Source organism: Kitasatospora purpeofusca (genome assembly GCF_034043715.1).
In the GTDB taxonomy this organism is placed as follows: Bacteria; Actinomycetota; Actinomycetes; order Streptomycetales; family Streptomycetaceae; genus Kitasatospora; species Kitasatospora purpeofusca_A.
Window position 1 is genome coordinate 36429 of sequence record NZ_JAXCLC010000047.1, and the last position, 23438, is coordinate 59866.

The 23438-nt window shown below is 74.0% G+C and carries 20 protein-coding genes and 1 pseudogene; 9 read left to right on the top strand and 12 right to left on the bottom strand.

Going from position 1 to position 23438, the window contains the following annotated elements; genetic code table 11:
* Positions 1–17 precede the first annotated feature (17 nt).
* Both SM793_RS23265 and SM793_RS23270 read right to left on the bottom strand, forming a co-directional pair.
* Complete coding sequence (locus SM793_RS23265) at positions 18–455, bottom strand: LysR substrate-binding domain-containing protein (protein WP_320440210.1); 438 nt, start codon at positions 453–455, stop codon at positions 18–20.
* Between the two features lie 14 nt (positions 456–469).
* A complete protein-coding gene (locus SM793_RS23270) occupies positions 470–1366 on the bottom strand; it encodes an MBL fold metallo-hydrolase (RefSeq protein WP_320440211.1) in 897 nt (298 codons plus the stop codon).
* Between the two features lie 142 nt (positions 1367–1508).
* On the opposite strand from SM793_RS23270, the gene SM793_RS23275 reads away from it, so the two are divergent.
* From SM793_RS23275 to SM793_RS23295, 5 genes are all read left to right on the top strand, one after another.
* A complete protein-coding gene (locus SM793_RS23275) occupies positions 1509–2636 on the top strand; it encodes an AraC family transcriptional regulator (RefSeq protein WP_320440212.1) in 1128 nt (375 codons plus the stop codon).
* 343 nt (positions 2637–2979) lie between these two features.
* Positions 2980–4074 (top strand): sugar ABC transporter substrate-binding protein, encoded by a 1095-nt coding sequence (locus tag SM793_RS23280; protein ID WP_320440213.1) that lies wholly within the window; start codon positions 2980–2982, stop codon positions 4072–4074.
* A gap of 145 nt (positions 4075–4219) precedes the next feature.
* Positions 4220–5008 (top strand): ATP-binding cassette domain-containing protein, encoded by a 789-nt coding sequence (locus tag SM793_RS23285; protein ID WP_320440214.1) that lies wholly within the window; start codon positions 4220–4222, stop codon positions 5006–5008.
* Entirely contained in the window at positions 5005–6270 is a 1266-nt protein-coding gene (locus SM793_RS23290; RefSeq protein ID WP_320440215.1) for an ABC transporter permease subunit, read from the top strand. The genes SM793_RS23285 and SM793_RS23290 overlap by 4 nt, the downstream gene beginning before the upstream one ends.
* Before the next feature lie 269 nt (positions 6271–6539).
* Positions 6540–6776 carry a hypothetical protein gene (locus SM793_RS23295; protein WP_320440216.1) on the top strand — a complete coding sequence of 79 codons (237 nt, stop codon included), beginning with the start codon at positions 6540–6542 and terminating at the stop codon, positions 6774–6776.
* Positions 6777–6802: 26 nt separating this feature from the next.
* Here SM793_RS23295 and murQ read toward each other — a convergent pair whose 3' ends face one another.
* A complete protein-coding gene (gene murQ, locus SM793_RS23300; RefSeq protein ID WP_320440217.1) occupies positions 6803–7717 on the bottom strand; it encodes an N-acetylmuramic acid 6-phosphate etherase in 915 nt (304 codons plus the stop codon).
* Between the two features lie 437 nt (positions 7718–8154).
* Between murQ and SM793_RS23305 the strand changes: the two genes are divergently transcribed.
* The gene (locus SM793_RS23305; RefSeq protein WP_320440218.1) at positions 8155–8628 is read left to right on the top strand and encodes a DIP1984 family protein; all 474 of its coding nucleotides are present in this window, start codon (positions 8155–8157) and stop codon (positions 8626–8628) included.
* Positions 8629–8969: 341 nt separating this feature from the next.
* On the opposite strand, the gene SM793_RS23310 is transcribed toward SM793_RS23305, so the two are convergent.
* The 4 genes from SM793_RS23310 to SM793_RS23325 all read right to left on the bottom strand — a co-directional run bounded on the left by SM793_RS23310 (position 8970) and on the right by SM793_RS23325 (position 13893).
* A complete protein-coding gene (locus tag SM793_RS23310) occupies positions 8970–9653 on the bottom strand; it encodes a DUF6445 family protein (RefSeq protein ID WP_320440219.1) in 684 nt (227 codons plus the stop codon).
* Between the two features lie 124 nt (positions 9654–9777).
* Positions 9778–11322 carry a PHB depolymerase family esterase gene (locus tag SM793_RS23315; RefSeq protein WP_320440220.1) on the bottom strand — a complete coding sequence of 515 codons (1545 nt, stop codon included), beginning with the start codon at positions 11320–11322 and terminating at the stop codon, positions 9778–9780.
* Positions 11323–11488: 166 nt separating this feature from the next.
* Positions 11489–12502, bottom strand: a complete 1014-nt coding sequence (locus SM793_RS23320) for a YdcF family protein (protein ID WP_320440221.1) — start codon at positions 12500–12502, stop codon at positions 11489–11491.
* The gene (locus SM793_RS23325) at positions 12499–13893 is read right to left on the bottom strand and encodes an MFS transporter (protein ID WP_320440222.1); all 1395 of its coding nucleotides are present in this window, start codon (positions 13891–13893) and stop codon (positions 12499–12501) included. Before SM793_RS23325 ends, SM793_RS23320 begins: the two co-directional genes overlap by 4 nt.
* Before the next feature lie 89 nt (positions 13894–13982).
* On the opposite strand from SM793_RS23325, the pseudogene SM793_RS23330 reads away from it, so the two are divergent.
* Positions 13983–14495, top strand: a pseudogene (locus SM793_RS23330) (MarR family winged helix-turn-helix transcriptional regulator); the annotation flags it as partial.
* A gap of 216 nt (positions 14496–14711) precedes the next feature.
* Here the strand turns inward: SM793_RS23330 and SM793_RS23335 are convergent.
* Both SM793_RS23335 and SM793_RS23340 read right to left on the bottom strand, forming a co-directional pair.
* Positions 14712–16337, bottom strand: coding sequence for an esterase/lipase family protein (locus SM793_RS23335; RefSeq protein WP_320440223.1), 1626 nt, complete (start codon positions 16335–16337; stop codon positions 14712–14714).
* Positions 16338–16591: 254 nt separating this feature from the next.
* Complete coding sequence (locus SM793_RS23340; RefSeq protein ID WP_320440224.1) at positions 16592–17335, bottom strand: TetR/AcrR family transcriptional regulator; 744 nt, start codon at positions 17333–17335, stop codon at positions 16592–16594.
* Between the two features lie 171 nt (positions 17336–17506).
* Between SM793_RS23340 and SM793_RS23345 the strand changes: the two genes are divergently transcribed.
* The gene (locus tag SM793_RS23345; RefSeq protein WP_320440225.1) at positions 17507–19069 is read left to right on the top strand and encodes an MFS transporter; all 1563 of its coding nucleotides are present in this window, start codon (positions 17507–17509) and stop codon (positions 19067–19069) included.
* Between the two features lie 391 nt (positions 19070–19460).
* Here the strand turns inward: SM793_RS23345 and SM793_RS23350 are convergent, their stop codons facing one another.
* The gene (locus SM793_RS23350) at positions 19461–20279 is read right to left on the bottom strand and encodes a lysophospholipid acyltransferase family protein (protein WP_320440226.1); all 819 of its coding nucleotides are present in this window, start codon (positions 20277–20279) and stop codon (positions 19461–19463) included.
* Complete coding sequence (locus tag SM793_RS23355) at positions 20276–21202, bottom strand: GNAT family N-acetyltransferase (protein WP_320440227.1); 927 nt, start codon at positions 21200–21202, stop codon at positions 20276–20278. Before SM793_RS23355 ends, SM793_RS23350 begins: the two co-directional genes overlap by 4 nt.
* Before the next feature lie 278 nt (positions 21203–21480).
* On the opposite strand from SM793_RS23355, the gene SM793_RS23360 reads away from it, so the two are divergent.
* Positions 21481–21891, top strand: coding sequence for a hypothetical protein (locus SM793_RS23360; RefSeq protein ID WP_320440228.1), 411 nt, complete (start codon positions 21481–21483; stop codon positions 21889–21891).
* A gap of 64 nt (positions 21892–21955) precedes the next feature.
* Here SM793_RS23360 and SM793_RS23365 read toward each other — a convergent pair whose 3' ends face one another.
* Positions 21956–23335 (bottom strand): serine hydrolase domain-containing protein, encoded by a 1380-nt coding sequence (locus SM793_RS23365; protein WP_320440229.1) that lies wholly within the window; start codon positions 23333–23335, stop codon positions 21956–21958.
* Positions 23336–23438: the final 103 nt, after the last annotated feature.

Sequence of the window (23438 nt, forward strand, 5' to 3'; positions counted from 1 at the left end):
TTTGCGTCGGGCCGGAGTCAGGCCCGGGACGGTACGGCCGCCGCCGCCGCGCGGGCGAGGTGGGGGAGGAAGGCGGTGACGGCGGGTGGTGCGGAGTGGGCGCGGAGGGTGGCGGTACGGACGAGGCGGACCGGGGTGTCGTCGGGGTGGAGCGGGACGAGCGCGATGTCCGGACGGGTGGCGCGGGCGGCCAGGGCGGGGATCAAGGTGGCGCCGAACCCGGCGGCGACCAGGCCGAGTTTCGCCGTCCAGGCGCCGACCTCGTAGGCGATCCGGGGCTGGAAGCCGCTGCGGACACAGGCGGCCAGCAGGGTGGACTCGGCCCGGCTGCTGGCGGCGATCCAGGGCTCGTCGGCGAGTTCGACGAGCCGCAGCCGCTCCCGGCCGGCCAGCGGGTGGTCCGGCGGGAGGGCCACCAGTACCGGGTCCTCGGCCAGCGGGCGGAGGTCGAACACCCCGGCCGCCGCCGTCAGCCGGCCCAGCGGGTGACGGTGAAGCCGGACCCCTCGCGCCGCACCTCGGCCGCGCCCGTCCCGGCGAAGTGCGCCGGGACGACCAACTCAAGCTGGTCGGCGGCGCGTTCGAGGACACTGCGACGGGTGGTCGCGGCCTGGACCGGGTCCTCGCAGAAGCAGCTGTTGCACTCGGGGCGGGTCAGCTGGAGCGGGCTGTGCAGCAGGTCGCCGACGAACACCGCCCGTTCTCCGCGCGAGTCGAGCCGCAGCACCGAGGAGCCGGGGCTGTGGCCGGGCGCGGGTTCCAGGGTGAGGGCCTCGTCGAGCCGGACGCCCTCCGTCCAGAGCACCGCCCGGCCCGAGCGGATCACCGGCTCGATGCTGTCGGCGTAGAGCAGCTGCCGCTCCTCCTCGCGGGTCGCCGGACCGGCGCGTCCGGGCCCGTCCGGGGCGAAGGAGGCGTGGTCCGCGGCCGGCAGGTAGTAGACGGCGTTGGGGAAGGCGGGCACCCAATCACCCTCCCGCTCCACGGTGTTCCATCCGACGTGGTCGGCGTGCAGATGGGTGTTGACCACCACGTCGACGTCCTCGGGCCGCACGCCGGCGGCCGTGAGCAGGTCGAGGAAGTCGCTGTCCCGCTCGTGGAACAGCCGGTTGTGCGGGCGCTGCCGACGGTGCCCGACCCCCGTGTCGACCAGGACGGTGCGGCCCCCGTGGCGGATCACCCAGCTCTGCAGGGCGCCGAGATGGGTGTCGTCGGCGCGGTTCCAGTGGTCGGGCGCGAGCAGGTCCGCGTTCCGCGCCCAGTCCTCGGGCGTCGCCGCGGGCACGATGTCGGCGGAGGGCATGAACGCCCCCTCCCACTCCCTGACCCTCAGTACCTCGGCCTCGCCGAGCACGATCCGTTCCATGGCCCCTCCCGTGGTGGTGCGCGATGTCGTTCCGTCGACGATCCCGATCCTAAGAGCGCCCTACTGAGCGGTTCAATGCGTGGATGGCGCGATGCGATACGAGATCGGCTCACAGCTGTGCCGCTGTGGCTATTCTGCGGTCATGGACGTGGTGAGCGACGCGATCGCGGCGGTACGGATCGGACGACCCTCCTCCAACCGGCTGCGGGTCGGCGGGGCCTGGTCGGCCCGCATCCCCGCCTACGAGGGCGCCGGCTTCCATGTGGTGCTGGAGGGCGGTTGCTGGCTGCTGCCGGACGGTGGTGAGCCGGTCCGGCTCGGGGTGGGCGACGCCGTGCTGCTGCCACAGGGGACGGGCCATGTGCTCTCCTCCGCGCCGCTCGACCGGGACGCGGCGGCGTCGGCGGTGCCGATCGAGCGGCTGCTCGCGGCGGCCCGGCCGACGGCGTGGCTCGCCCCGGAGAGACCGCTCGACGGTGCTCCCGCCCCGGAGGGCCCGCTCCAGGGCCTGCTCGGGGGTCCGCTCGGGGGCCCGCTCGAGGGCCCGCTCGACGGTGCCCCCGGATCGCTGCCGGTGCTCGGCGCCGCGAGCGGGCCGATCGCCGAACTGCTCTGCGGGAAGTACCGCCTGGAGCACAGCAGGTCCCACCCGCTGATGCTGGAGCTGCCGGATGTGGTGCATCTGCCGAACCGGATCGGAGTCCACCCCCAACTCCGTGCGGCGGTCGACCTGTTGGGCGGCGAACTGGCCGCCGACGGGGCGGGCGGGGCGCTCGCCGTACCGAGCCTGATCGATCTGTTGCTGGTGTACATGCTGCGGGCCTGGCTGGCCTCGCCCCCGGCCGGGGCCGGACCCGGGGCCGAGGGTGGGGCCGGGGCGGATGTGCCGGGGGCGGAACTCGGCGCCGGCGGTCGCTGGCCCGCCGCGTTGGGGGACCGGGTGGTGGCGGGCGCGCTGCGCGCCATGCACGGGGATCCGGCGCGAGGGTGGAGCGTCGAGGAACTGGCCGCGAGCGCGGGCGTCTCCCGGGCGACGCTGACCCGGCGGTTCACCGCCCTGGTCGGCCGGGCGCCGATGGCCTACCTGGCGTGGTGGCGGATGACCCGGGCGGCCGCGCTGCTCCAGCAGACCGCCGATCCGCTGGAGGTGATCGCCCGGCGGGTCGGTTATGCGACGCCGTACGCGCTCTCGCACGCCTTCAGTCGGCAGTTCGGGACGACGCCGGGCCGCTACCGGGACCGGATGGCGGCCCAATTCGCTGACGGATGATCAAACTCTTGAACGTTTGAGTTTGCCGGACCTGTCCCTGTCAAGAGCGCCTCGACGTGCCGCCCGGGCGCTGGTAGGTGCAGCGAACGATCGTTTGCCTATCAGGTGCGTACCAGGTCACACCTATTGATCGTGGGCGATTCGTCCTTCTCTGTCATGTCCTGTCAGGTCTTGACTCGGAGGATCCTCCAAGTTTCAACCCCTGGTTGGCGTTCACAAAGATAACGAAAGAGCAGGGATTCGCAGGAGCTTGAATTTACTTATTGACGACACGGGTGGGCGCCGGGTTAACTCCTGCCACCTCGCCGCAGAGTTGCGGCCCCTGTCACGGAGGCATTCCCCCATGAACGCAACGATGCGTCGCGTCCTCGTCGGCACCGCCGCGGTCTCGATGGCCCTCTCGTTGGCCGCCTGCGGCAAGGCCGGCGCCGACAAGAAGGACAGCGCGAGCTCCGGGGACTCCAAGTCCATCGGCCTGCTGCTGCCGGAGAACGCCTCCTCCACCCGGTACGAGTCCTTCGACCGTCCGTTCATCGAGGCCAAGGTCACCGCCCTCTGCCCGGACTGCAAGGTCCGCTACAGCAACGCGGAAGGCAGCGCGGCCAAGCAGAAGCAGCAGTTCGACACGCTGATCGCCGAGGGCGTCAGGGTGATCGTCCTCGACGCCTTCGATGCCAAGTCCACCCAGGCGTGGGTCAAGGAGGCAGCCGGGAAGGGCGTCAAGGTCGTCGCCTACGACCGCCTCGCCACCGGCCCGGTCTCCGCCTACGTCTCGTTCGACAACGAGAAGGTCGGCGAACTCCAGGGCCAGGCCCTGCTGGACGCCCTCGGCGCCAAGGCCGCGGACGCCAACATCGTGATGATCAACGGCGACGAGGCCGACCCGAACGCGGCGCTCTTCAAGTCCGGTGCCCACAAGGTGCTGGACGGCAAGATCAAGAAGGTGGTGTACGAGCAGTCCGGCGAGTGGAAGCCCACCGTCGCGGGCCAGAAGACCGGCGCCGCCATCACCGAGCTGGGCAAGGACGGCTTCCAGGCCGTCTACTCCGCCAACGACGGCATGGCCGGCGCGATCATCACCCAGCTCAAGGCGGCCGGCGTCAACGTCCCGGTCGGCGGCCAGGACGCCGGCCTCGACGCGATCCAGCGGATCGTCGCCGGGGACCAGGCCTACACCATCTACAAGGCGTACAAGCCGCTCGCCGACAGCGCCGCCGAACTCGCCGTCAGCCTGCTCCAGGGCAAGGACGTCAAGGCCGTCGCCTCCACCACCGTGGACAGCGACACCGACAAGGGCATTCCGGCCAAGCTGCTGGACCCCAAGATCGTCACCAAGGCCAACATCTCCGCCACCGTCATCGCCGACGGGCTCTACAAGGCCGCCGACATCTGCACCGCCGACTACGCCGCCGCCTGCGCCGCCGCCGGCCTGAAGTGACCCCCGGTCACTGACTCCGGGCCCCGACGCCCGGCCGACGGCCGGCCGACGCCCGTCCGGCGCCCTCGCCCGGCGCCGGACGGCGGCCCGCCCCGCCGTCGCCCCCCGCTCCCACCCCTCCCCGCCACGCACACCCCCGCAGGAGATGGTTCACGTGACAGGCGCACCCGTACTGGCGCTGCGCGCGGTCTCCAAGCGCTTCGGCGCTGTCCAGGCACTCACCGACGTCGACCTCGACGTCCACGCAGGTGAGGTCGTCGCCCTGGTCGGCGACAACGGTGCCGGAAAGTCCACGCTGGTCAAGACGATCGCCGGGGTCCACCCCATCGACGAGGGCACCATCACCTGGGAGGGCCGCCCGGTGCGGATCGGCCGCCCCCAGGACGCCCAGGCCCTCGGCATCGCGACCGTCTACCAGGACCTCGCGCTCTGCGACAACCTCGACGTCGTCGCCAACCTCTTCCTCGGCCGCGAGTTGCGCCGCCACGGCACCCTGGACGAGGTCGCCATGGAGCGGCGCGCCAAGGAACTCCTGGACACCCTGTCGATCCGCATCCCGAGCGTGCGGATCCCGATCGCCGCGCTCTCCGGCGGCCAGCGCCAAGTGGTCGCCATCGCCCGCGCCCTGGTCGGCGACCCCCGGATCGTCATCCTCGACGAACCGACGGCCGCCCTCGGCGTCGAGCAGACCGCCCAGGTCCTGGACCTCGTCGAGCGGCTGCGCCAGCGCGGCCTCGGCGTCATCCTGATCAGCCACAACATGGCGGACGTCCGCGCGGTCGCCGACACCGTCGCCGTACTGCGGCTCGGCCGCAACAACGGCGCCTTCCCGGTCGCCGGGACCACGCCCGAGGAGATCATCTCCGCCATCACCGGCGCCACCGACAATGCCGTCACCCGGCGCCAGGCACGCATCGCGGAGGAAGCGAAGTGAGCACCAGCCAGACCACCCCCGCCGCCGACACCCCGGCCCCGGCCGCCGACCCCCGCCTGCTGGTACGCCAGGGCGGCGTCGCCGGCTACGCCGAGGAGTTCCGCCGCAAGATCCGCAGCGGCGAACTCGGGGCCCTGCCCGTCGTCCTGGGCCTGATCCTGATCGCGATCATCTTCCAGAGCGTCACCGGCCATTTCCTCCAGGCCGACAACCTGACCAACATCACCAAGTGGATCGCCGGCTACGGCCTGATCTCGGTCGGTGTCGTCTTCGTCCTGCTGCTCGGCGAGATCGACCTCTCGCTCGGCTCGGTCGCCGGCGCCTGCGCCGCCGTCACCTCCGTGCTCGCGGTGCGCCAGGGCCTGAACGAGTGGCTGGCGATCCTTCTCGCCCTGCTCACCGCCGGTGCGATGGGCGCCCTCCACGGCTTCTTCTTCGCCCGGATCGGCGTCCCCGCGTTCGTCGTCACCCTGGCCGGCATGCTCGCCTGGAGCGGCCTCCAGGACTACGTGCTCGGCAAGCTCGGCACCGTCAACAACATCAACGACGGTGTCGTCGCCCACCTGGACAACTACTTCCTCGGTGACGGCGACATCCTCTTCGCCTGGCTGCTCGCCGTCCTCTCCGTCGCCGGGTACGGCGCCGCCCAGGTGCTCACCGCCCGCCGTCGCACCGCGGCCGGCCTGCCCGCCAGGCCGCTCGGCGAGATCGCGCTGCGCACCGGCGCGCTGGCCGTGGTCGCCCTGGTCAGCGCCTGGACGCTCAACCAGGACAGCGGTCTGCCGCTGCCCCTGGTGGTGCTCGTCGGCGTGGTCGCGCTCACCGACTTCGTGCTCCGCCGCACCTCCTACGGCCGGCAGATCTTCGCGGTCGGCGGCGGCATCGAGGCGGCCCGCCGGGCCGGCATCAACGTGGCCCGGGTGCGGATCTCGGTCTTCATGATCTCCGCGATGCTGGCCGGCCTCGGCGGCCTGTTCATCGCCTCCCAGCAGGGTTCGGCGGACAAGCTGCTCGGCAGCGGCAATGTGCTGATGAGCGCCATCGCCGCCGCCGTCATCGGCGGGACCAGCCTCTTCGGCGGCCGGGGCAGCACCTGGTCGGCGCTGCTCGGCATGCTGGTGATCCAGTCGATCACCACCGGACTGGACATGGTGCACGCGGCCCAGGCCATCCAGTACATGATCACCGGCGCGGTGCTGCTGGCCGCGGTGGTGCTCGACTCGGTCTCCCGGCGCACCCAGAAGTCCGCCGGCCGGGGCTGAGCCCGGCGGCGCGCCCAGAACGGCCCGGTCCCCACCCCCACGGGGACCGGGCCTCCGGCGTGCTCCCGCTGGTCCGGTATCGCCCCGGCACCGGACCGGTGCAGGACCGGTGCCGGACCGGCGGCGCGCCCGGAGGGAGCCCGGTCGGGACGTTGGTCCCTGCCGCCCGGCCCGTCCGCCCCCGCACCCTGGACTACGGGCCGCCGACCCACGAAGTCCGGCGGCCCCGACGAACCCGGGACCCCGTGAGTGAGGACGTACCGCCGCCCATGCCCGCCGAGACAATCGTGCACCGTCTGGTCGACGCCTTCTTCACCCACTGCCAGGAGTGCGGCGAACCCCGTGACAGCAACTGCCACCCCCGCGCCCACTGGCGCCTCTACCGAGACCTCGACGCGGACACCCTGACCCGGATGCGCCACTGGGCGCTCGACCCGGACAGCCCCGTCGGCACCGAGACCGAGCGCACCGTGCTGCTGCACTGGCTGGACGCCCAGGAAGTCTGACCGCACCCGGACTTCCGCGACAAGCCTCAGTCGTCGCGGCTCCGGGCGAGTTCCAGGGCCGCGCGCAGGTGGCCGTCCGCCGCGGTGAGCAGGCGGGCGGCGGCCGGGGCGTCCACCCCGGCGAGGACGACCAGGACGGCTGCCTTCGCCTCGCCGCCGGTGGCCGCCAGCGCGCGCCGCGCCGTCTCCTCGTCCGCGCCGGTGATGTCGACCACGATCCGCCGCGCCCGCTCGCGGAGCTTGGCGTTGCCGGCCCGCACGTCGACCATCAGATTCCCGTACGTCCGGCCGAGCCGGACCATGACCGCCGTGGAGAGCAGGTTCAGCACCAGCTTCTGCGCCGTCCCCGCCTTGAGCCGGGTGGACCCGGCCAGGACCTCGGGCCCGGTCTCCACCTCGATCCCCAGCTCGGCGGCCGCGACCAGCGGCGACCCGGCCACCCCCGCCAGCCCCACACCCAGGGCCCCGGCCCGGCGCGCGGCGCGGACCGCCGCCACCGTGTACGGGGTGCGCCCCGAGGCGGAGACGCCGACCACCGTGTCCTCGGGCGCCAGCGCGAGCGCGGCCAGGTCGGCCGCCGCCAGCTCCGGCCGGTCCTCCGCCCCCTCCACCGCACGCACCAGCGCCGCCGGACCGCCCGCGATCACCCCGACCACCCGGCCGGGGTCGGTGCCGAAGGTCGGCGGGCACTCGCTCGCGTCCAGCACCCCCAGCCGCCCGGCCGTCCCGGCACCCGCGTAGACCAGCCGCCCGCCCCGCCCCATCCGGGCGGCGACGGCGTCCACCACGACGGCGATCCTCGGCAGCTCCCGGGCCACCGCCCCGGCCACCGTGCGGTCCTCGGCGTTCAGCAGCCGCAGCAGCTCGGGCGTGCCCAGCCGGTCGATCCCGGCCCACTCCGGTCGGGCCGCCTCGGTGGCCGGCCGGTCGGTGTTCTCCATACGATGCCCCTCCCCGCACGGGCCCGCCGCCAACCGGGCGCTACGGCCCGCCCGCCGCCCGGACGTGCCGCCGACGGGGCCTGCCGGGCAACTCCACGAAACCCCCGACGCCCTTGCAGGCGTCGCGCCAGGAACCCTGGCAGTCGGACTTCGCAGAGGCGGGACAACGGGTGACTACCGGGCCATCGTCCGGCGCGGTCGTCCCGTCCCGGGCGATCTGGCCCCTGTCTCAGATGATCTGGCCAGTTGGCACTGCTTGCGGTCCGTTCTCCTCTGATCCGGCTGGTCCCAACGGACGTGTGTGGGTTGTTCTACGAACCCTCCCGGTGCCTGTCGGGTCGGTCCGGTCGGCCCCGCCCCGCGAACCGCGCCGTCAGGCATCGGCGTCGGCGTGCATACTTACCGGACGATCAGTAGGAGGTCGAGGTGATGACGCGGTGAAACTGGCTGAAGCGCTCGCGCAGCGCGCGGCTGCGGTGCGGCGGGTGGAGCAGTTGCGGGTGCGCGTCGTCGGCAGCGCCCGCTACCAGGAGGGCGAGGAACCGGCCGAGAAAGCGGCGGAGGTCCTGGCCCAGGCCGGAGAGGTGCTGGACGAGTTGGAGCGGCTGATCCGTCAGATCAACCGGACCAACTCCACCGTTCTCATTGAGGGCGGCGGCACTCTTACCGACGCCCTCGCTCGCCGGGACGTCCTGCGGCTGCGCCACTCGGTGACCACCGCGGCCGCCGATGCCGCCTCCGGACGCGACCAGCGCGGAGCCGTGCGGCAGTTGCGGTCCGAACTCAGGATCCTCTCCGCCCTGCCGGTGGCCGAGCTTCGCGCCCAGGCGGACGTGTTGGCCAAGGAGATCCGCGAGGTGGACACCCTGATCCAGCGCACCAACTGGGAGATCGACCTGATCGAGGACTGACCCCACGAGCTGGGTGTGGGAAGCAGGTAGTCGTCACGGAGGCGTGCACACACCGCGGGTCGGCGGTTCATCCGGCCCCTGGCGCGTGAAGAGCAACGCAGGGGTTCGATTCCTCACCAACAGTGCAGCTCAGCATCGCGTACAGGTGACAGAGCACACCGCACGGCTCACCACCATGTGCAGATCCTGACGACGAGGGCGGGAACGGGGCGCCCACACCCGGTGCGAGGGCCGTGGTGCACACCACCACGGCCCTCGCATCTACTCCCAGGGCCACTCAGGGAGCGCCATCAGGGTTCGTTACTGATGATCTCTGCGGCCGCCGTCCCCCGGCCGGGGTGTCAGGCCATCCAGAAGAAGACCGCCGTCATCCGCCGCTCCTCCAGGGTCAGACCGTGGTAGGCGGTGGCGCTGTGGATCAGGTTGGCGTGGTAGACGAGCAGGCGGTTGTAGCGGTTGGGGACGCGGACGTCCTCGGTGAAGGCGTCGGCCGGGACGCGGCGGGTGCCGAGCGCCTCGACCAGGTTGTTGTGCGGGGCCGTGACCAGGTTGCCGCCGAGCCGGCCGCCGGGGAACTGCTGGCGGTAGAAGCCGGTGCCGGCGTCCTTCGGCGCGCCGGGGCTGAGGTAGAGGACGGCCGCGAACCGGCACAGCGCCCGGGAGTCGGTGTGCGGACGCGGCTCCGACTCCGCATTGCCCACCAACTGGACGCAGTTGTGGTTCAGGGTGCCGCCGCCGGGGGTGCTCTGGACCCAGAGCCGCGACGCCCCGGTGGCCTTGCGGACGAGCGCCTCCACCCGGGCCAGCTCCTCGGGTTCCAGACCGGGCATGGTGCGCAGTCCGGGCCAGGCTTCCGGCCGGTAGGGGTAGCCCTCGGTCCAGTCGTCGCGGTCGAGGCAGCGGCGGCGGACGGCGTCCGGGTCCGGCAGGACGTCGTCGAACACCCAGTAGTCGCGGCCGGGGGTGGGCTTGCGGTAGGGCAGTACGGGCAGCGCGGTGGTTCGTCCGGGGGGCAGTGGAGGCATGGGCCGACCATAGGAGTGAGGGTCCCCAACGTTCTGCCGTGAGCAGGTCAACCTTTCGTCAAGGCGGCGCTCGGGGTCGGCCCAGGTCGGCCCCGGTCGGCCGTGGTGTTCGATGCGGGACCGCTCAGCAGGAGCCGTCGGCGAGGACGTAGTAGCCGGGGCCGGTCCGGCGCAGGGTGTGGACGGTGAAGGTGTTCCACAGCCCCATCGCCTGTCCGGAACCGAGCGCGTACACCAGGCCGCCGCTCTGCGTCGCCCGGCCGGCCGCCACCTGGTGGTAGTTGTCGGTGGTGTAGCACGGCGCCGGGCCGCCCGGCGTGGTGACGGTGACGGTGGTGGAGCGGGCGCCCGTGGTGCCGTCGGCGGCGACCGAGGCCACCGCGTAGCCGTAGGCCGTACCGGCGCTCAGACCGCCGTCGGTCCAGGCGGTGCCGGTCGGGGCCGCGACGGGGGCGCCGTCCCGGAAGATCCGGTAGGAGACGGCTCCGGTGACGGGCTGCCAGCCGAGCGCGACGGTGTCGCCCCCGGTCGCGGTGGCGGTCAGACCGCTCGGCGCGGGCAGCCCGGGGTCCGTCGGCCCGCCGCTGTCCAGGCCCCAGAAGAGTGCGGTGTGGTAGCCGGAGCAGATCGCGTCCAGGAAGTACGCGCCGGTGGCCCCGCACCTGTCGGCTCCCGAGCCCGGGGCGACGGCCAGCCCGTGCCCCATGCCCGCGATCGAGTACAGCGCGACGGCGGGTCGGCCCCCGGCGTCGTCGTAGCGGGTCTCGGTGGTGCCGCCGGGCAGGCTCCGGGTGCCGGACGGGCTCTGGCCGATGCCCCACACCTCCGTCCACTGGTCGCGCAGTTCGGTGGCGTTCACCGGCCGGACGGTGGTGTCCGCCGTGCCCTGCCAGATCGCCACCCGGGGCCACGGCCCGGAGTGGCCGGGGTCGGCTCGGCGGACCTTCTCCGCCCACTGGGCGGGGGTGAGCCGCTGGTCGTTGTTCTGGCAGGACGAGGCCGCGGACAGGGTGGCGGCGCAGTGCGCGGGCGGACCGGCGTCGACGGCCCCGCCGGCGAACACGTCCGGATAGTCGGCCAGCAGGTCGGCGGCCATGCCGCCCCCTGCGGACAGGCCGGTGACGAACACCCGGTTCCGGTCTGCGCCGAACAGCTCCCCGGCCCTGGTGACCATCTGCAGCACGGAGGCCGCCTCGCCGACGCCGCGGGCGTTCTGCGCGGCGTCGAACCAGCGGAAGCAGGAGAGCGGGTTGTTGGCGGTGCCGGTCTGCGGGAAGACCACGGCGAAGCCGTAGCGGTCGGCGAGTTCGGGCCAGCCGGAGTGCCGGTAGTAGTCGTCGGCGGTCTGGGTGCAGCCGTGCAGGGCGATCACCAGGGGCGCGCCGCCGGGCAGTCCGGCCGGGGCGTAGGTGTACATCGAGAGGTTGCCGGGGTTGCTGCCGAACCCGGTGACCTGCTGGAAGATGCCGCCCGCGCCGCCCGCGCCGCCCGTGCCGGCGAGCACGGGCGCGGGCGCGGGCATGGCCGTCGAGACGGTGGTGGAGAGGAGGAGCGCCGCCGCGGTGAGCAGCGCGGCGAGGGCGGCGAGCGCGGCGCGGCCGGTGCGGCGGACGTGGTCGGCCTGGTGGACGCGGCGGGCGGGAGTTGGGGCGGTGGGGGACACGGCCATCGGGGACTCCGGGGTGGGGAGGAGTACGGGACCTTGCCGTGCAGAGTGCCGCTCCCGCCCAGGGGTCGCCATATGGCGGGCGGCCGTCCCCGGAGGCCCGGTCATGGGTGGTGCCGCCATGGCGGCACCACCGGCACTGCGCGCGACCGGCGGCACCGCGGTGCGGTCAGGCGCCGGGGCTCACTGCCGCGGCGACGAGTCCGCACACGGCGAGGAAGCCGCAGATCCCGAAGTTGACCAGCTTGTGCGAGAGGAAGACGGCGGCGAACTCGCGGATCGTCGCGCTCGGCCAGTAGTACCGGGCGGTGGGCGAGCCGCAGACCTGGCCGTTGACCCCGGTCGTGCGGGCCGTCAGGGCGGCCCGGAAGGCATGGAAGTTGTTGGTGACGACCACACAGCGGTAGTCGGGCTTCTCCCGCTCCATGATCTCCTTGCTGAACAGCAGGTTCTCCTCGGTGGTGCGGGAACGGTCCTCGCGCTCCAGGTGCTCGGCGGGGAAGCCGCGCTCGACCAGGTAGTCCGCCATGGCGTGGGACTCCGGCAGCTTCTCGTCCGGACCCTGACCGCCCGAGGTGATCAGCACCGGAGGGTTGCCCCGCGCCGCCTGCTTCTCGTAGAGCGCGCGACCGCGTTCGAGCCGACTGGCGAGCAGCGGCGGCACCCGGTCGCCGCCGATCAGTCCGGAGCCCAGCACCACCACGAAGTCCACGTCGCCGCGCGGCAGATGACGCTGGTAGAGGAAGGCGTAGCCGACGAAGCAGACGAAGAGGAAGGAGACATAGCCGACCACCAGGAGCGCCGTGGCGGCGAGGACGCCGAGCCGCGGGGAGTCGGTGACGACGGCCGCCCCGAGCAGACCGATCAGCGCGAGGATGCCGAGGCCGGCGAGCAGCGACAGCAGGTTCGCCGGCCGCCGGCCCTCCTTGCGGATCATCGTCACCCCGTTGGAGAGGAGGAACCAGACCAGTGCCACCGTGCCCACCGTCGGCAGCAGGGCGATGACGGCCACGGTCAGCTCGGCCACCAGGGTCGGCGCCCGGCGCACCTCCGCGATCAGCGCCAGGGCCAGCAGGGAGACCCCGATGCCGAGCAGCACGGCGTTGCTGAACTTGCGTCGGTCGCGCAGGACTCCGATTCCGCAGAGGAGGAAGAAGAAGGCCGCTGGGGCATAGGCGATCATGTTCGTATCGTAGGGTCCCGCCGCGCCGCCCCGACCGTGGCCTCCGGGGCTGCGGAAGGCGCCCCGGTGACACCGGGGACGGTTGTCCCCGGGCCCTTTCCCGGGGAGTGGCGGCCGTCCTTCGAACCGTCCGTCGGACCGCCCGTCAGGCCGCCCGTCGGACTGTCCGTCAGGCCGTCAGCGTCCGCAGTGCGCCCGACCCGGCGGACACCCGGGACGACGGCCGCCCCGCCGCAGGCCAGCGCGACCAGGGCGGCCGTGACGAGCAGCGGCCCGGTGCTCCCCCAGGCGTCGGCGGCCAGCGGTGCGAGCGTGTACCCCAGCGGGGCGGCGGCGAGCGACAGCAGCCAGTCGTAGGAGGTGACCCGGGCCAGCACCTGCGGCGGGAACTCCTGCTGGACCACGGTCTGCCACACCGGATTGAGGAAGCCAAGCCCGGTCATCGCCAGGGCGTACGAGGCGACCGTGACCGGTGCGGGCGCCGTCACCGCCAGGGCGACCAGCGGCAGGGCGTAGAGGGCGAGGCCGAGGGAGGCGACCAGCAGCGGGCGCCGGGGCCGGAACCGCCCGGCGAGCAGCGAACCGGCCAGCACACCGAAGGCGGCGGCCTGGGTCATCGCGATCCAGACGCCCTCCCCGCCCATCCGTTGGGAGGCGATCAGCGGGCCGAGGGTGAGCAGCACGGCGGCGGCGCCGTTCCACACGGCGTGGCCGATCAGGCTGGTCCAGTACCAGTCGCGCGAGCGCACCTCGCTCCAGCCCCGGACCAGGTCGGCGCGCAGCGACCTGCGCTCGGTAGGGGTGTGGCTCACCTTCAGCCGCGTCAGCAGTGCCGCGCTGACCAGGAAGGAGGCGCCGTCCAGCAGGAACGCCCAGCCGGGACCCGCGGTCAGGACGAGGACGCCGGCCAGCGCCGGGCCGCCGAGCCGGGCGCCGCTGATGGCCGAGGCCAGCAGGGCGTTGGCGCGCATCCGCTGCGGCCCGGCCACGGCGGCCGCGACCAGCGGGCTGGCGGTCGGCATGGCGAACGCCGAGGCGATGCCGCCGACCGCCTCGGCGGCCGCTATGGCGGCCAGGCTGGGCCGGCCGCCGAGGAGTTCCAGGCCGACCGCGATCTGGGCGGCGGCCCGGACCAGGTCGGTGACGAGCGCGACCAGCCTGGGGTCGACCCGGTCCCCGACGACGCCGCCCAGGGGGAGCAGCAGCAGGCGGGGGACCATCGCACAGCCCAGGACCAGGGCCAGCGCGGAGGCGGAGCCGGTCGCCCGGGTGACGGCGATGGCGAGGGCGGCGGGGACGACGGCGTCCCCCAGGGTGGAGATCGTCCGGCCGAGGAAGAGCAGCCGGAAGGCGGGCAGGCGCAGCGGGTGCGGGTGGTGGGTCGAAGTCACGGCAGCACTGTATTTCGTTACCGAAATTTCGGCAACGAAATATTTGGAACCGGAAAAGCCCTGGTGCGGGGCCGCCTAGACTCGGGGACATGACACCCGCGACGCACCGGGCGGCGGCCGACCGGCCCCGCGACTGGACCGACGGCCACGTCGAACGCTGGCGGCCGGTGCTGCCGCACCTGGACCCGGACGTCGAGGGCGCCGTCACCCGGATGAGCAAGCTCACCCGGCACCTCGGCCGGGTCCGTGAGCAGGGGGTGGCCGACTACGGACTGCAGAAGCACGAGTTCGACACCCTGCACGGGCTGGCCGGCCGCGGCGGCCGGGCCACCCCGTCCGAGCTGCGCGGTGACCTCGGCCTGGCGCCCGCCTCGGTGACCGGGCGTCTGGAAGCACTGGAACGGCGCGGATTCATCGTCCGCACGCCCTCCAGCGACGACCGCCGCCGGGTCGACGTCGAACTGACCGAGCAGGGCCGGCTGGCCTGGGCACAGGCGCTGGACGTGGTCGGCCGGGAGGAGCACCGCCTGCTCGGAGTGCTCTCCCCGGCCGAGCGGCGCCAACTCGCCGATCTGCTGCGCCGGGTGCTGCTGGTCGCCGAGGGGCCGCCGCCGGAGCCCGGATCGCGGACCGGCCCGCAGCCCGGTGCCGACCCCCGGCTCGGCCCGGCGGCCGCGGCCTGGACCGACTCCGGCGCCGAGCCCAGGACCGACCCCCCGGCGGCCGACTGGCACGGCTAGGGCCGGGGTCAGGGGCAGGGGCAGGGTCAGAGCCAGGGCCCAGGCCGGGGTCGGGGCGGGTGGTCAGGTCAGGGGGGTTCAGCTCCAGGGGCCGACCGTGAGCCGGAGCCGGGCGTCGGGGCCGAGGATCGGGCGGGTGGTGGCCGGCAGCGGGATGTGGGCGAGCCAGGCGTCGGCCCGCGGATCCTCGTCCGGCAGCGGCGGCCCGGTCGGGTGGAGGTCCCGGATCGCGCCGTCCACCTCGGAGTTCCAGTGCGCCCAGGCCGCCGGGCGCGGGGAGTCGGTGTCCACGTCGACGATCAGGGTGTCCGCGAAGTCGGCGGTCTGCTCCAGATGGTCGCCGAACCCGAAGAACCCGTTGTGCTCCTTGAGTCCGAGCACCCGCAGGTCGAGCGCGAACCGCACCGGTTCGCTCGCGCCCGGCCGGGGCGCGTCCACCGCCGTGCGCGCCGCGTCCACCGCCGCGCGTTCCGCGTCGTCCCGGTGCGGGAGCAGCTTGCTGGAGAGGAAGGTGGTCGCCAACTGGACGGCGCCGTCCCTGGTGGCGCGGGCCTGACGGGTGGCCGAGGTGGGGTCGGAGAGCTGGACCGGGCACCAGTGGGTGGCGGAGCGTTCGTGCAGCAGCACCGGCAGCCCGCGGACCTGGAGCCGTACCTCGGCCTGCCAGGTGACGTCCGGGTCGCGGTCGGACAGCGTCACGTCGACCAGGTCGACGCGGGCCCTGAGGTCGCCGAACAGGAACCGGCGCAGGTTCTGGTACCCCTCCTCGGAGTTGACCAGTCCGTACCGGCCGCTGTGGCTGCGGTGCGTGAACGCCCGGTTGGCGCCGGTGACCTGGGCGTTCTCGATCTGCACCAGGCCGTCGCTGCGCGGGCCGACGGCCGAGGCCGAGACGCCGTGGGCGACGTCGTAGTCGTCGGAGTCGGTGCCGATCATGCAGAAGACCCGGTCGAGCGGGAACCCGCCCGCGGCCTCCCGGGGCGTCCCGCGGCCGTCGTCGTCCGGCATGTCGACGGCCCGCCAGTCCTCCGGCCGCCCGTCCGGACCGGGATTGGGCGTCAGGTACTCGTACATCCGGTCGGGTCCGAAGACGTCCGAGCCGTTCAGGGCGAAGGTGTCGCGGAGGGCCTCGGGAACGCCGAAGCCGACGGCGAAGGTGATGCCGCCGTGTGGCGTTCCGTAGGTGAACAGTTTCGACACGTAGTCGGTGGCGCGCTTCCCCTCGCGCTGCTCGGGGATGACCTTCTGGAGCAGGCAGCGGCAGATCAGGCCGCCCATCGAGTGGGCGACCAGGTGGACCCGCGGCGCGCCGGTGCGCTCCTGGAGGTCCTCGATCAGTCGGAGGAGGTCCTCGGCGGCGCGCTCCAGGCTGAACGCCTCGGGTTCGCCGCCCCAGGTGCCGGAGCAGCGGTCGTAGAAGCGGTGGATCCAGATGCTGTCGGCCGGGATGTCCTTGGGGTGGTTCGCCAGATAGGCTTCCTGGCCGCCTTCGACGAAGACCCGGTAGCCCTCGTCGGTGAGCAGGCGTACTAACGGGCTTTCGAACTGGTAGAAGACGGGGGAGTCCTGGCGCCCGACGCGGATGTGCGTCGAGCCTTCGTTGAATCCGTAGAACGGATCCGTCACGGCCTTCTCGATCCCGGGGGTGCCACCGGCGTATCCCCGGACGTAGACGATCGGGATTCTGGAGGACGGCGTACTCATGGCCGGCCTGCCCTCTCGGCGGCCAGTACCGGCCGGTACCGGCCGACCCATTGACGTGGGAGCTTCTTCCTCCCAGTGTCGGCCGCCGGGGCGGCCCTGTCACCCCCCGTGTGCGGAACGTTGATGGGTCGTCACTGCCCGTTCCGCCCGGGGGAGGTCGGACCGGCGGAAGCCGGGTGGGCGGCGGCCGGTCGGCCGGTCGGGTCGCAGCCGGTCGGGCGGTGGGCGGGCGGCAGGTCGGACGGCCGGGCGGGTCAGCGGCGGTCGGGCGGCAGCAGTGCGGCGAGTCCGTCGAGGATGCGCTCGAGGCCGAAGTCGAACCGGGTGTCCAGGTCGGGGCCGGTGAGGTCGTCGGCCATCGCGACGAGGTTGGGGAACTCCGCGGCGGGCAGCGCGCGGAAGCGCTCGGCGGCGCCGGCAGCGACCTCGCGCCGCCCGGCGCCGGCGGTCTCGGCGGCCGCCATCGGGGACTGCTCCTGGAGGACGAAACCCTGGACGTACGCGCCGAGCAGGTAGGAGATCATCGCGCTGTCGGCGGGGGAGAAGCCGGCCTCCCGCAGCCGGTCGAGCTGGTCCTCCATCAGCCGCAGCAGGTGGGGCCCCGGGGCGAGCCGGCCCGCCACCACCTTGGCCGCGTCCCGCTTGCCCAGCAGGTGGGCACGGTAGCGCCGGCAGTAGCCGCGCAGTTGGGTGCGCCAGTCGCCGGTGCGCGGCGGGGCCTCGGCGTCGGCCATCAGCGCGTCGTTGAGCAGGTCGAGCAGTTCTTCCTTGTCGCGGACGTGCCAGTACAGCGAGGCGGCCTTGACCCCGACCTCGGCGGCGACCTTGCGCATCGAGAGTCCGGCCAGGCCCTCGCGTTCCAGCACCCGCAGGGCGGCCCCGGCGAGGGCGTCGCGGGTGAGTCCGGGGTGGGCGGGTCCGGGCTGGATAGCTCCGGGCTTGGTGGCCCCGGGCTGGCCGGCTCCGGGCTGGGTGGCGTCGTCCTCGTCGGCCGGCATGAGGTCCTCGCTGCATCGTCGGGTTCGTCGGGTTCGTCGGGCGGGGTGGGCCGCAGCCCCGGGCCCCGATATTCCAGTTGCAATCTAACACCGTTAGGTAGACGCTGTCCCTCGTCGAAGCCGCCCCTAACGCCGTTAGGGGATCTGGGAGCCAATCGAGAGGAACACCCGATGGGGGAGAGCGGGGCGCCGGACGTCCGGCGTCGCCAGCGGCTCGCGCTCGCGACGCTGTGCACCACCATGTTCATGTCCATGCTGGACAACGTCATCGTCAACAACGCCCTGCCGCGCATCGGCCAGGACCTCGACGCGGGCATCACCGGCCTCCAGTGGGTCGCCGAGGGCTACAGCCTGGTCTTCGCCGCGCTGCTGCTCACCGGCGGCGCGCTCGGCGACCGCTACGGCCGCACCGCCGTCTTCCGGCTCGGCCTGGCGCTGTTCACACTGGGATCGGCCGCCGCGGCCCTGGCCGGCACGGTCGGGGCCCTGGTCGCCGCGCGGATGCTCCAGGGCGTCGGCGCGGCCCTGCTCACCCCCGGCAGCCTCGCCATCCTGCGGCACGTGTTCACCGACGAACGGGAACGCACCCGCGCCATCGGCCAGTGGTCCGGCGTCTCCGCCCTCGGCCTCTCGGTCGGCCCGGTGGTCGGCGGCCCGATGGTCGAGGCATTCGGCTGGGCGAGCGTCTTCTGGATCAACGTCCCGATCGGCGTCGCCGCACTCGTCCTGTCGGCGCGGGTGCTCCCGGTCGTCCCGGGCCGGGCCCGGCGGATCGACCTCGGCGGGCTCGTGCTCTCGGCACTCGGCCTCGGCGCGGCCGTCCACACCCTGGTCGAGGGTCCTGACCGGGGCTGGACGGACGGCCGGGTGCCCACCACGGCGGCGCTGGCGGTGCTGCTGCTGACGGCGTTCCTGCTGCTCGAACTGCGGATCGCCGAGCCGATGCTCGACCTCCGACTGTTCCGCGACGGCGTGCTCGGCGGCGCTCTGCTGGGCGGATTCGCCGTGAGCTTCGGAATGTTCGGCGCGCTGTTCTTCCTGCCGCTGCTGATGCAGGGCGTCCTGGACTGGTCCCCGACGGCCGCCGGCCTCGCCGGGCTGCCGATGACGGCCATGATCGTCGTCGCCGGTCCGCTCTCGGCACGGCTGACCGGCCGGTACGGCCCGCGGCTCCCGCTGGTCCTGGGCATCGCCCTGTGCGCGTTCGGCCTCGCCGGCCTGTCCGGGTACGGCGAGAACGCCCACTACGCGGAGTACGTGTGGACGCTGTTCGTTCTCGGCCTGGGCCTGGGGATGACCTTCACCCCGGTCTCGATCGCCGTCCTGCAGCGGGTCGCCCCGGAGCGGATCGGCACCGCCTCGGCGACCGTCAACACCCTGCGCGAACTCGGCGGCGTGCTCGGCATCGCCGTCCTCGGCGCCGTCCTGACCCACCGCCTGACCGACTCCCTGTCCGGCCTCGGTCTCCCGCCCGACGCCCTGACCGCCGCCACCGCGCCGGGCCCGGGCACCGCCGCGCTGCCCGCACCGGTCCGGTCGGCCGTCGAGGCCGCCTTCACCGACGGCATCCAGCTCGCCCTGCGCTGCGGCTCCGCCGCCCTGGCCCTGGCCGCCGTCCTGGTCGCCCTGCTCCTGCGCCGCTCCGGGCCGCGCCCGGAGGGTCCGCAGGGCCCGGCCGCCGCCCGGCCCCGCCCGGATGAGGCCCCGGCTCACCGGCCGGTCGGTCGGCGGTAGAGCGCGGCAGCGGGCGGACGGGCGACGGGTGGCGGGCGGTCAGCGGAAGACGGCGATCGCGTGGACCTCCAGCACCGCCTCGGCGGCGTCCCAGCCGTGGACCGTGCCGAGGCAGTACCCGCGCGGGTCTGCCCGCCCGCCTCGGAGTCGCTCAACCCCGGGCGGTCGCAGGTCACCCGCACCCGCCCCGTCCGGGACAGGTCGCCGTGCGGGGCGTACCGAGCCATGAAGACCTGTAGTACAGCGGTTCGTCGCCGCGGTCGGGGCGGTACCGCGGGGTGGCGATCTCCTTGTCCTCCGGCGTCCGGGCGTAGTCCGGTAGGTCGCCAGCACGAGCGGGCTGACGAAAAGGTTGTACGCCTTGGAGCACCCGCCGGGGCCGGGGCCGGGCTCAGTCGATGCCCTCCACCGAGGTCTGGGCGGTGTGGGCGAGTTCCTTCCGCGCCGCCCAGCGGCGGGCCGGGTCGGCCGCCGGAGCCGGGACGGGCGGGCGGAAGGTCAGTTCGGCCACCAGGCCGCGAACGGCGACCACCCGGGCCAGCGAGGTGAGCAGGTCGTCCTCGCCGACGAAGGCGGGGGTGCTGGTGGCGCGCCCGTCGGCCAGCCGGTAGCGGATCGAGACGGGCTGGACGGCGGCGCCGGACCGGACGGCGGCCTCGAAGAACGCCGGGCGGAACCGCCCGCTCTCCCGCCCGCACCAGGTGGACCCCTCCGGAAACACGATCACCGGATGGCCGGACCGCAGCCGGTCGGCCACCGCGGCGACGGCCGCCGGCAGGTCGCGCAGCCGGTCGCGGTCCAGGAACACGGCCCCGCCCCGGGCGACCAGCCGCCCCAGCACCGGCCAGTCCCGCACCTCGGTCTTGGCGACCGCCCGGCCCGGCCTGACGGCGGCGATCAGCGGGATGTCCAGCCAGGAGACGTGGTTGGCCACCAGTAGGACCCCGCCCCGGCCGGCCGGGGCCGGACCGGGCACGATCCGCACCGCGACGCCCAGCGCGCCGAGCAGCCCGCGCGCCCAGGACCGGGCCAGCGCGCCGCGAGGGCCGTGCGGCAGCAGCCGTGCCGGCGGCATCAGTGCCAGCCCCGCGGCCAGCAGCACCAGGAAGCCGGCCAGTCTCAGCACCCGGCGGGGGAGGGCGACGGTCGGCGCCGGGTCGGTCAGGCAGGTCTCCGGGGTGCAGGAGGCCGTCGGCATCCAGACGCTCATGAGGCCGGTCCCGCCTCCGCCGCCTCCGGGACCGAGCCCGCACCCGCACCCGTGCCCGCGCCCGGCGAGGCCGCCGCGCCCACGCCGCCGACGCCGGACAGGAAGTGCCGCAGGTAGCGCGGGTCGGTGCGCTCCAGCGACAGCAGGACGTACAGGTCGGCGCAGTCGAAGTCCGGGTCGTGCGCCGGCGGGCCGCAGACCCAGGCGCCCAGCCGGAGGTAGCCGCGGAGCAGGGGCGGCAGCGGTGCCCGGTCGGCCCGCGTCACGCCGGTGGCGTCCCAGGGGCGGTGCGGGGCGACCCGGTACTGCTCGGGGGCGAGGTGCTTGGCGGCCACGGTGTCCCAGACCCGGGCGGCGGTGGCGCCGCCGTCCTCCAGGGGGATCGAGCAGCAGCCGCCCACCCAGGTGTTGCCGGTGTCGGCGAGGTAGCGGGCGATGCCGCCCCACATGAGGTTGATGACGGCGCCGTTGCCCCGGTGCTCGGCGGCGATGCAGGAGCGGCCGAGCTCGACCAGCCCGTCGCGCAGCGGTGCGAGGTTGCCGAGGTCGAACTCGCCGTCCGAGTAGAGCCGGCCGGCCCGGCGGGCGGCCTCGGGGCGCAGCAGCCGGTAGGTGCCGACGACGGCGCCGTCCTCGCCCTCGCGGACGAGCAGGTGGTCGCAGAAGTCGTCGAACGGGTCGACGTCCAGCCCCGGGACGGTGCTCCGCAGGGTGGCGCCGAGCTCGTCGGCGAAGACCTGGTGGCGCAGCCGCTGGGCGGCGCGGACGTCGGCCTCGTCGCGGGCCAGCGAGACGGTGTAGACGGCGGAGGCGGCGGAGGCGGCGGAGGCGGAGCCGGGTGCGGCGGCCGGGCGCGCGGCGGGCACCGGGGCGGTCCGGGTGGGGGTGACTGCGGTCGGAGCGTACGTGGGGACGGTGGTCATGGCAGACCCTCCAGGGCAGCACGGACGACGGCGGCCACGGCGTTCCGTGGCAGCGGCCCGGGGCGGACCCGTACAGTCGGATCCGCGAACCGGCACCCGTATGTCTCTCCAAGTCGGCTGGCATCCACGTTGCCGTTCGGCGGAGCGCAGATGTGCACCTGCTGAATGCGACCATCCGACGTGTGCGGGACACCTGTTGGGCACCGCGGCGCCGCCCTATCCTCCGCTGCATGGGGTGGAATCCGGGGGCGGGACTCTGGCGGACCTTTGCCAGTGACATGACAGACGTATTGCTGTGCCAGACGTCGGCGACCGGCGGACTCGCCGTCGTGTACGTGCTGGCGCGGGCGGTGGGGCTGGCGCCCTCGCCGTGGTGGTGCCTGGTGGTGGCGATGGCCGTCGCCCTGCACCTGGTCGGCGAGCGCTGCTGGGCGGACGACCGGCGGCCGAGAGCGGCGCTGGTGGCGCTGGCCGTGGCGCTGGCGGTCGCGATGGCGCCCTACCTGGTGCTGGGCGCGACCTCGGGGTGGGCCGAGGCGCAGGCGGCGGACACCTACGCCTCGGGTGCGATGGCGGGCGGGCTGCTGCTCGCCGGGTACGTGTCGCGAGCCGTGCACGTGCTGCGCAGCGGCGGGTACCCGCCGCCGCCCGCCGCCGCCCCCGCACCGGACCCGGGCAGGGGCGACTAGGACGGCGGAGCCGCGACGGCGGGAGCGGCGGGAGCCGAAACGGCGGGCGCGCGGAAGGGCGGGCTCAGTACACCTGCCACCCCTGCGGGTCGACGCCGCCCGGGACGGCCTCGGCGGGCCCGTACGGCTCGCGGGTGAACACGAAGGAGCCGATGTCCAGATGGCTCACCGAGCCGTCGGCGGCCCGCACCACCCGCAGGGTCTCGCCCGCGTAGTAGTCGTTCAGACCGGTCCAGGTGCCGTCCGCCTCGGCCCGGAAGCGCCCGGCCCGGCCGGCCCGGCCGAGCACCGACAGCTCCAGCCCGCGGTCCGCCGTGAGCCGCAGGCTGTGCGGCGCGGCGCCCCAGTACCAGGGGCCGGTCAGGGACAGCAGCTGCTCGTCGAACTCGGCCAGCGGGCGCCAGGGCTCGGGGATCCGCGGCTCGTGCTGCGCGGTGAGCGCCAGCAGCTCGGCGGCGACCGCCGCGGTGCGCGGGCCGCTGGTCGCGTTGGCGAAGGCGATCGCGGCCAGGCCGTCCGTCTCGCTCACCCACAGCCCGGCGGTGAAGCCCGGCATCGAGCCGGAGTGCCCGTGCAGGATCCGACCGTCGTGCTGGATCAGCTGGAGGCCGAGGCCGTAGGTCTCGCTCCAGTCGTCCGGCTCGGGGCCGACGGCGGGGCGGCGCATCTCGGCCACGGTGCCGGCGGACAGCACCTTCTCGTGGCCGGAGGTCAGGAAGGCGGCCCACTTGGCGAGGTCGGCGACGGTGGACCAGAGCTGGCCCGCCGGGGCCAACCGGCCGGTGTCCGTGAGCGGCTCGGGCAGCAGCACATCGGCCCACGGGTGGACGGCGAAGCCGCCCGCGTGCGGGTGCTCGGGGAGCAGCCCGGTGCGGTCCATACCGAGCGGCTCCAGGACCTCGCGGCGCAGCACCTCGCCCCAGGGCTCGCCGCGCAGCCGCTCGACCAGTGCGCCGAGCAGCGCGTAGGTGGGGTTGGAGTAGTGGTGGACCCGCCCGGCCGGATGCCGCAGCGGCCGCTCGGCCTCCAGGACGTCGGCGAGTTCGGGGCGCAGTGCGCCGTCGGTCCGCTCCCACCAGGGGCCCGGCGTCTCGGCGGCGATCCCGGCCGAGTGCGAGAGCAACTGGGCGACGGTGGCGCCGTCGGCGGGCGTGCCCGGCAGGTGGCGCCCCAGCGGGTCGGCGAGGTCGAGCAGGCCCTCGTCCCGCAGCCGCAGCACGAGCACGGCGACGAAGGTCTTGGTGATCGAGCCGATCCGGTACTGGACGTCGGTGGTCGGCGCGTGACCGTCGATCATGCTGCGGGCGCCGCTCCAGACGAGCCGCCCGTCCCGGAGCACACCGGCGACCATCGAGGGGGCGCGGCCCTCGGACTGGGCGACGGCCAGGCGGTGCAGCAGCGCGCGGCGGGTGGTGGGGAGCAGTTCGTCGGACAGGTCGGTCATCTCGTCCTCTGCGGCAGCTGGGGGGCAGGTCGGGGCGGCAAGTCGGGGGCAGGTCGGGTTAACAGGGCCGGGTTAACAGGGCAGGGCGGCAAATCGGGGCGGC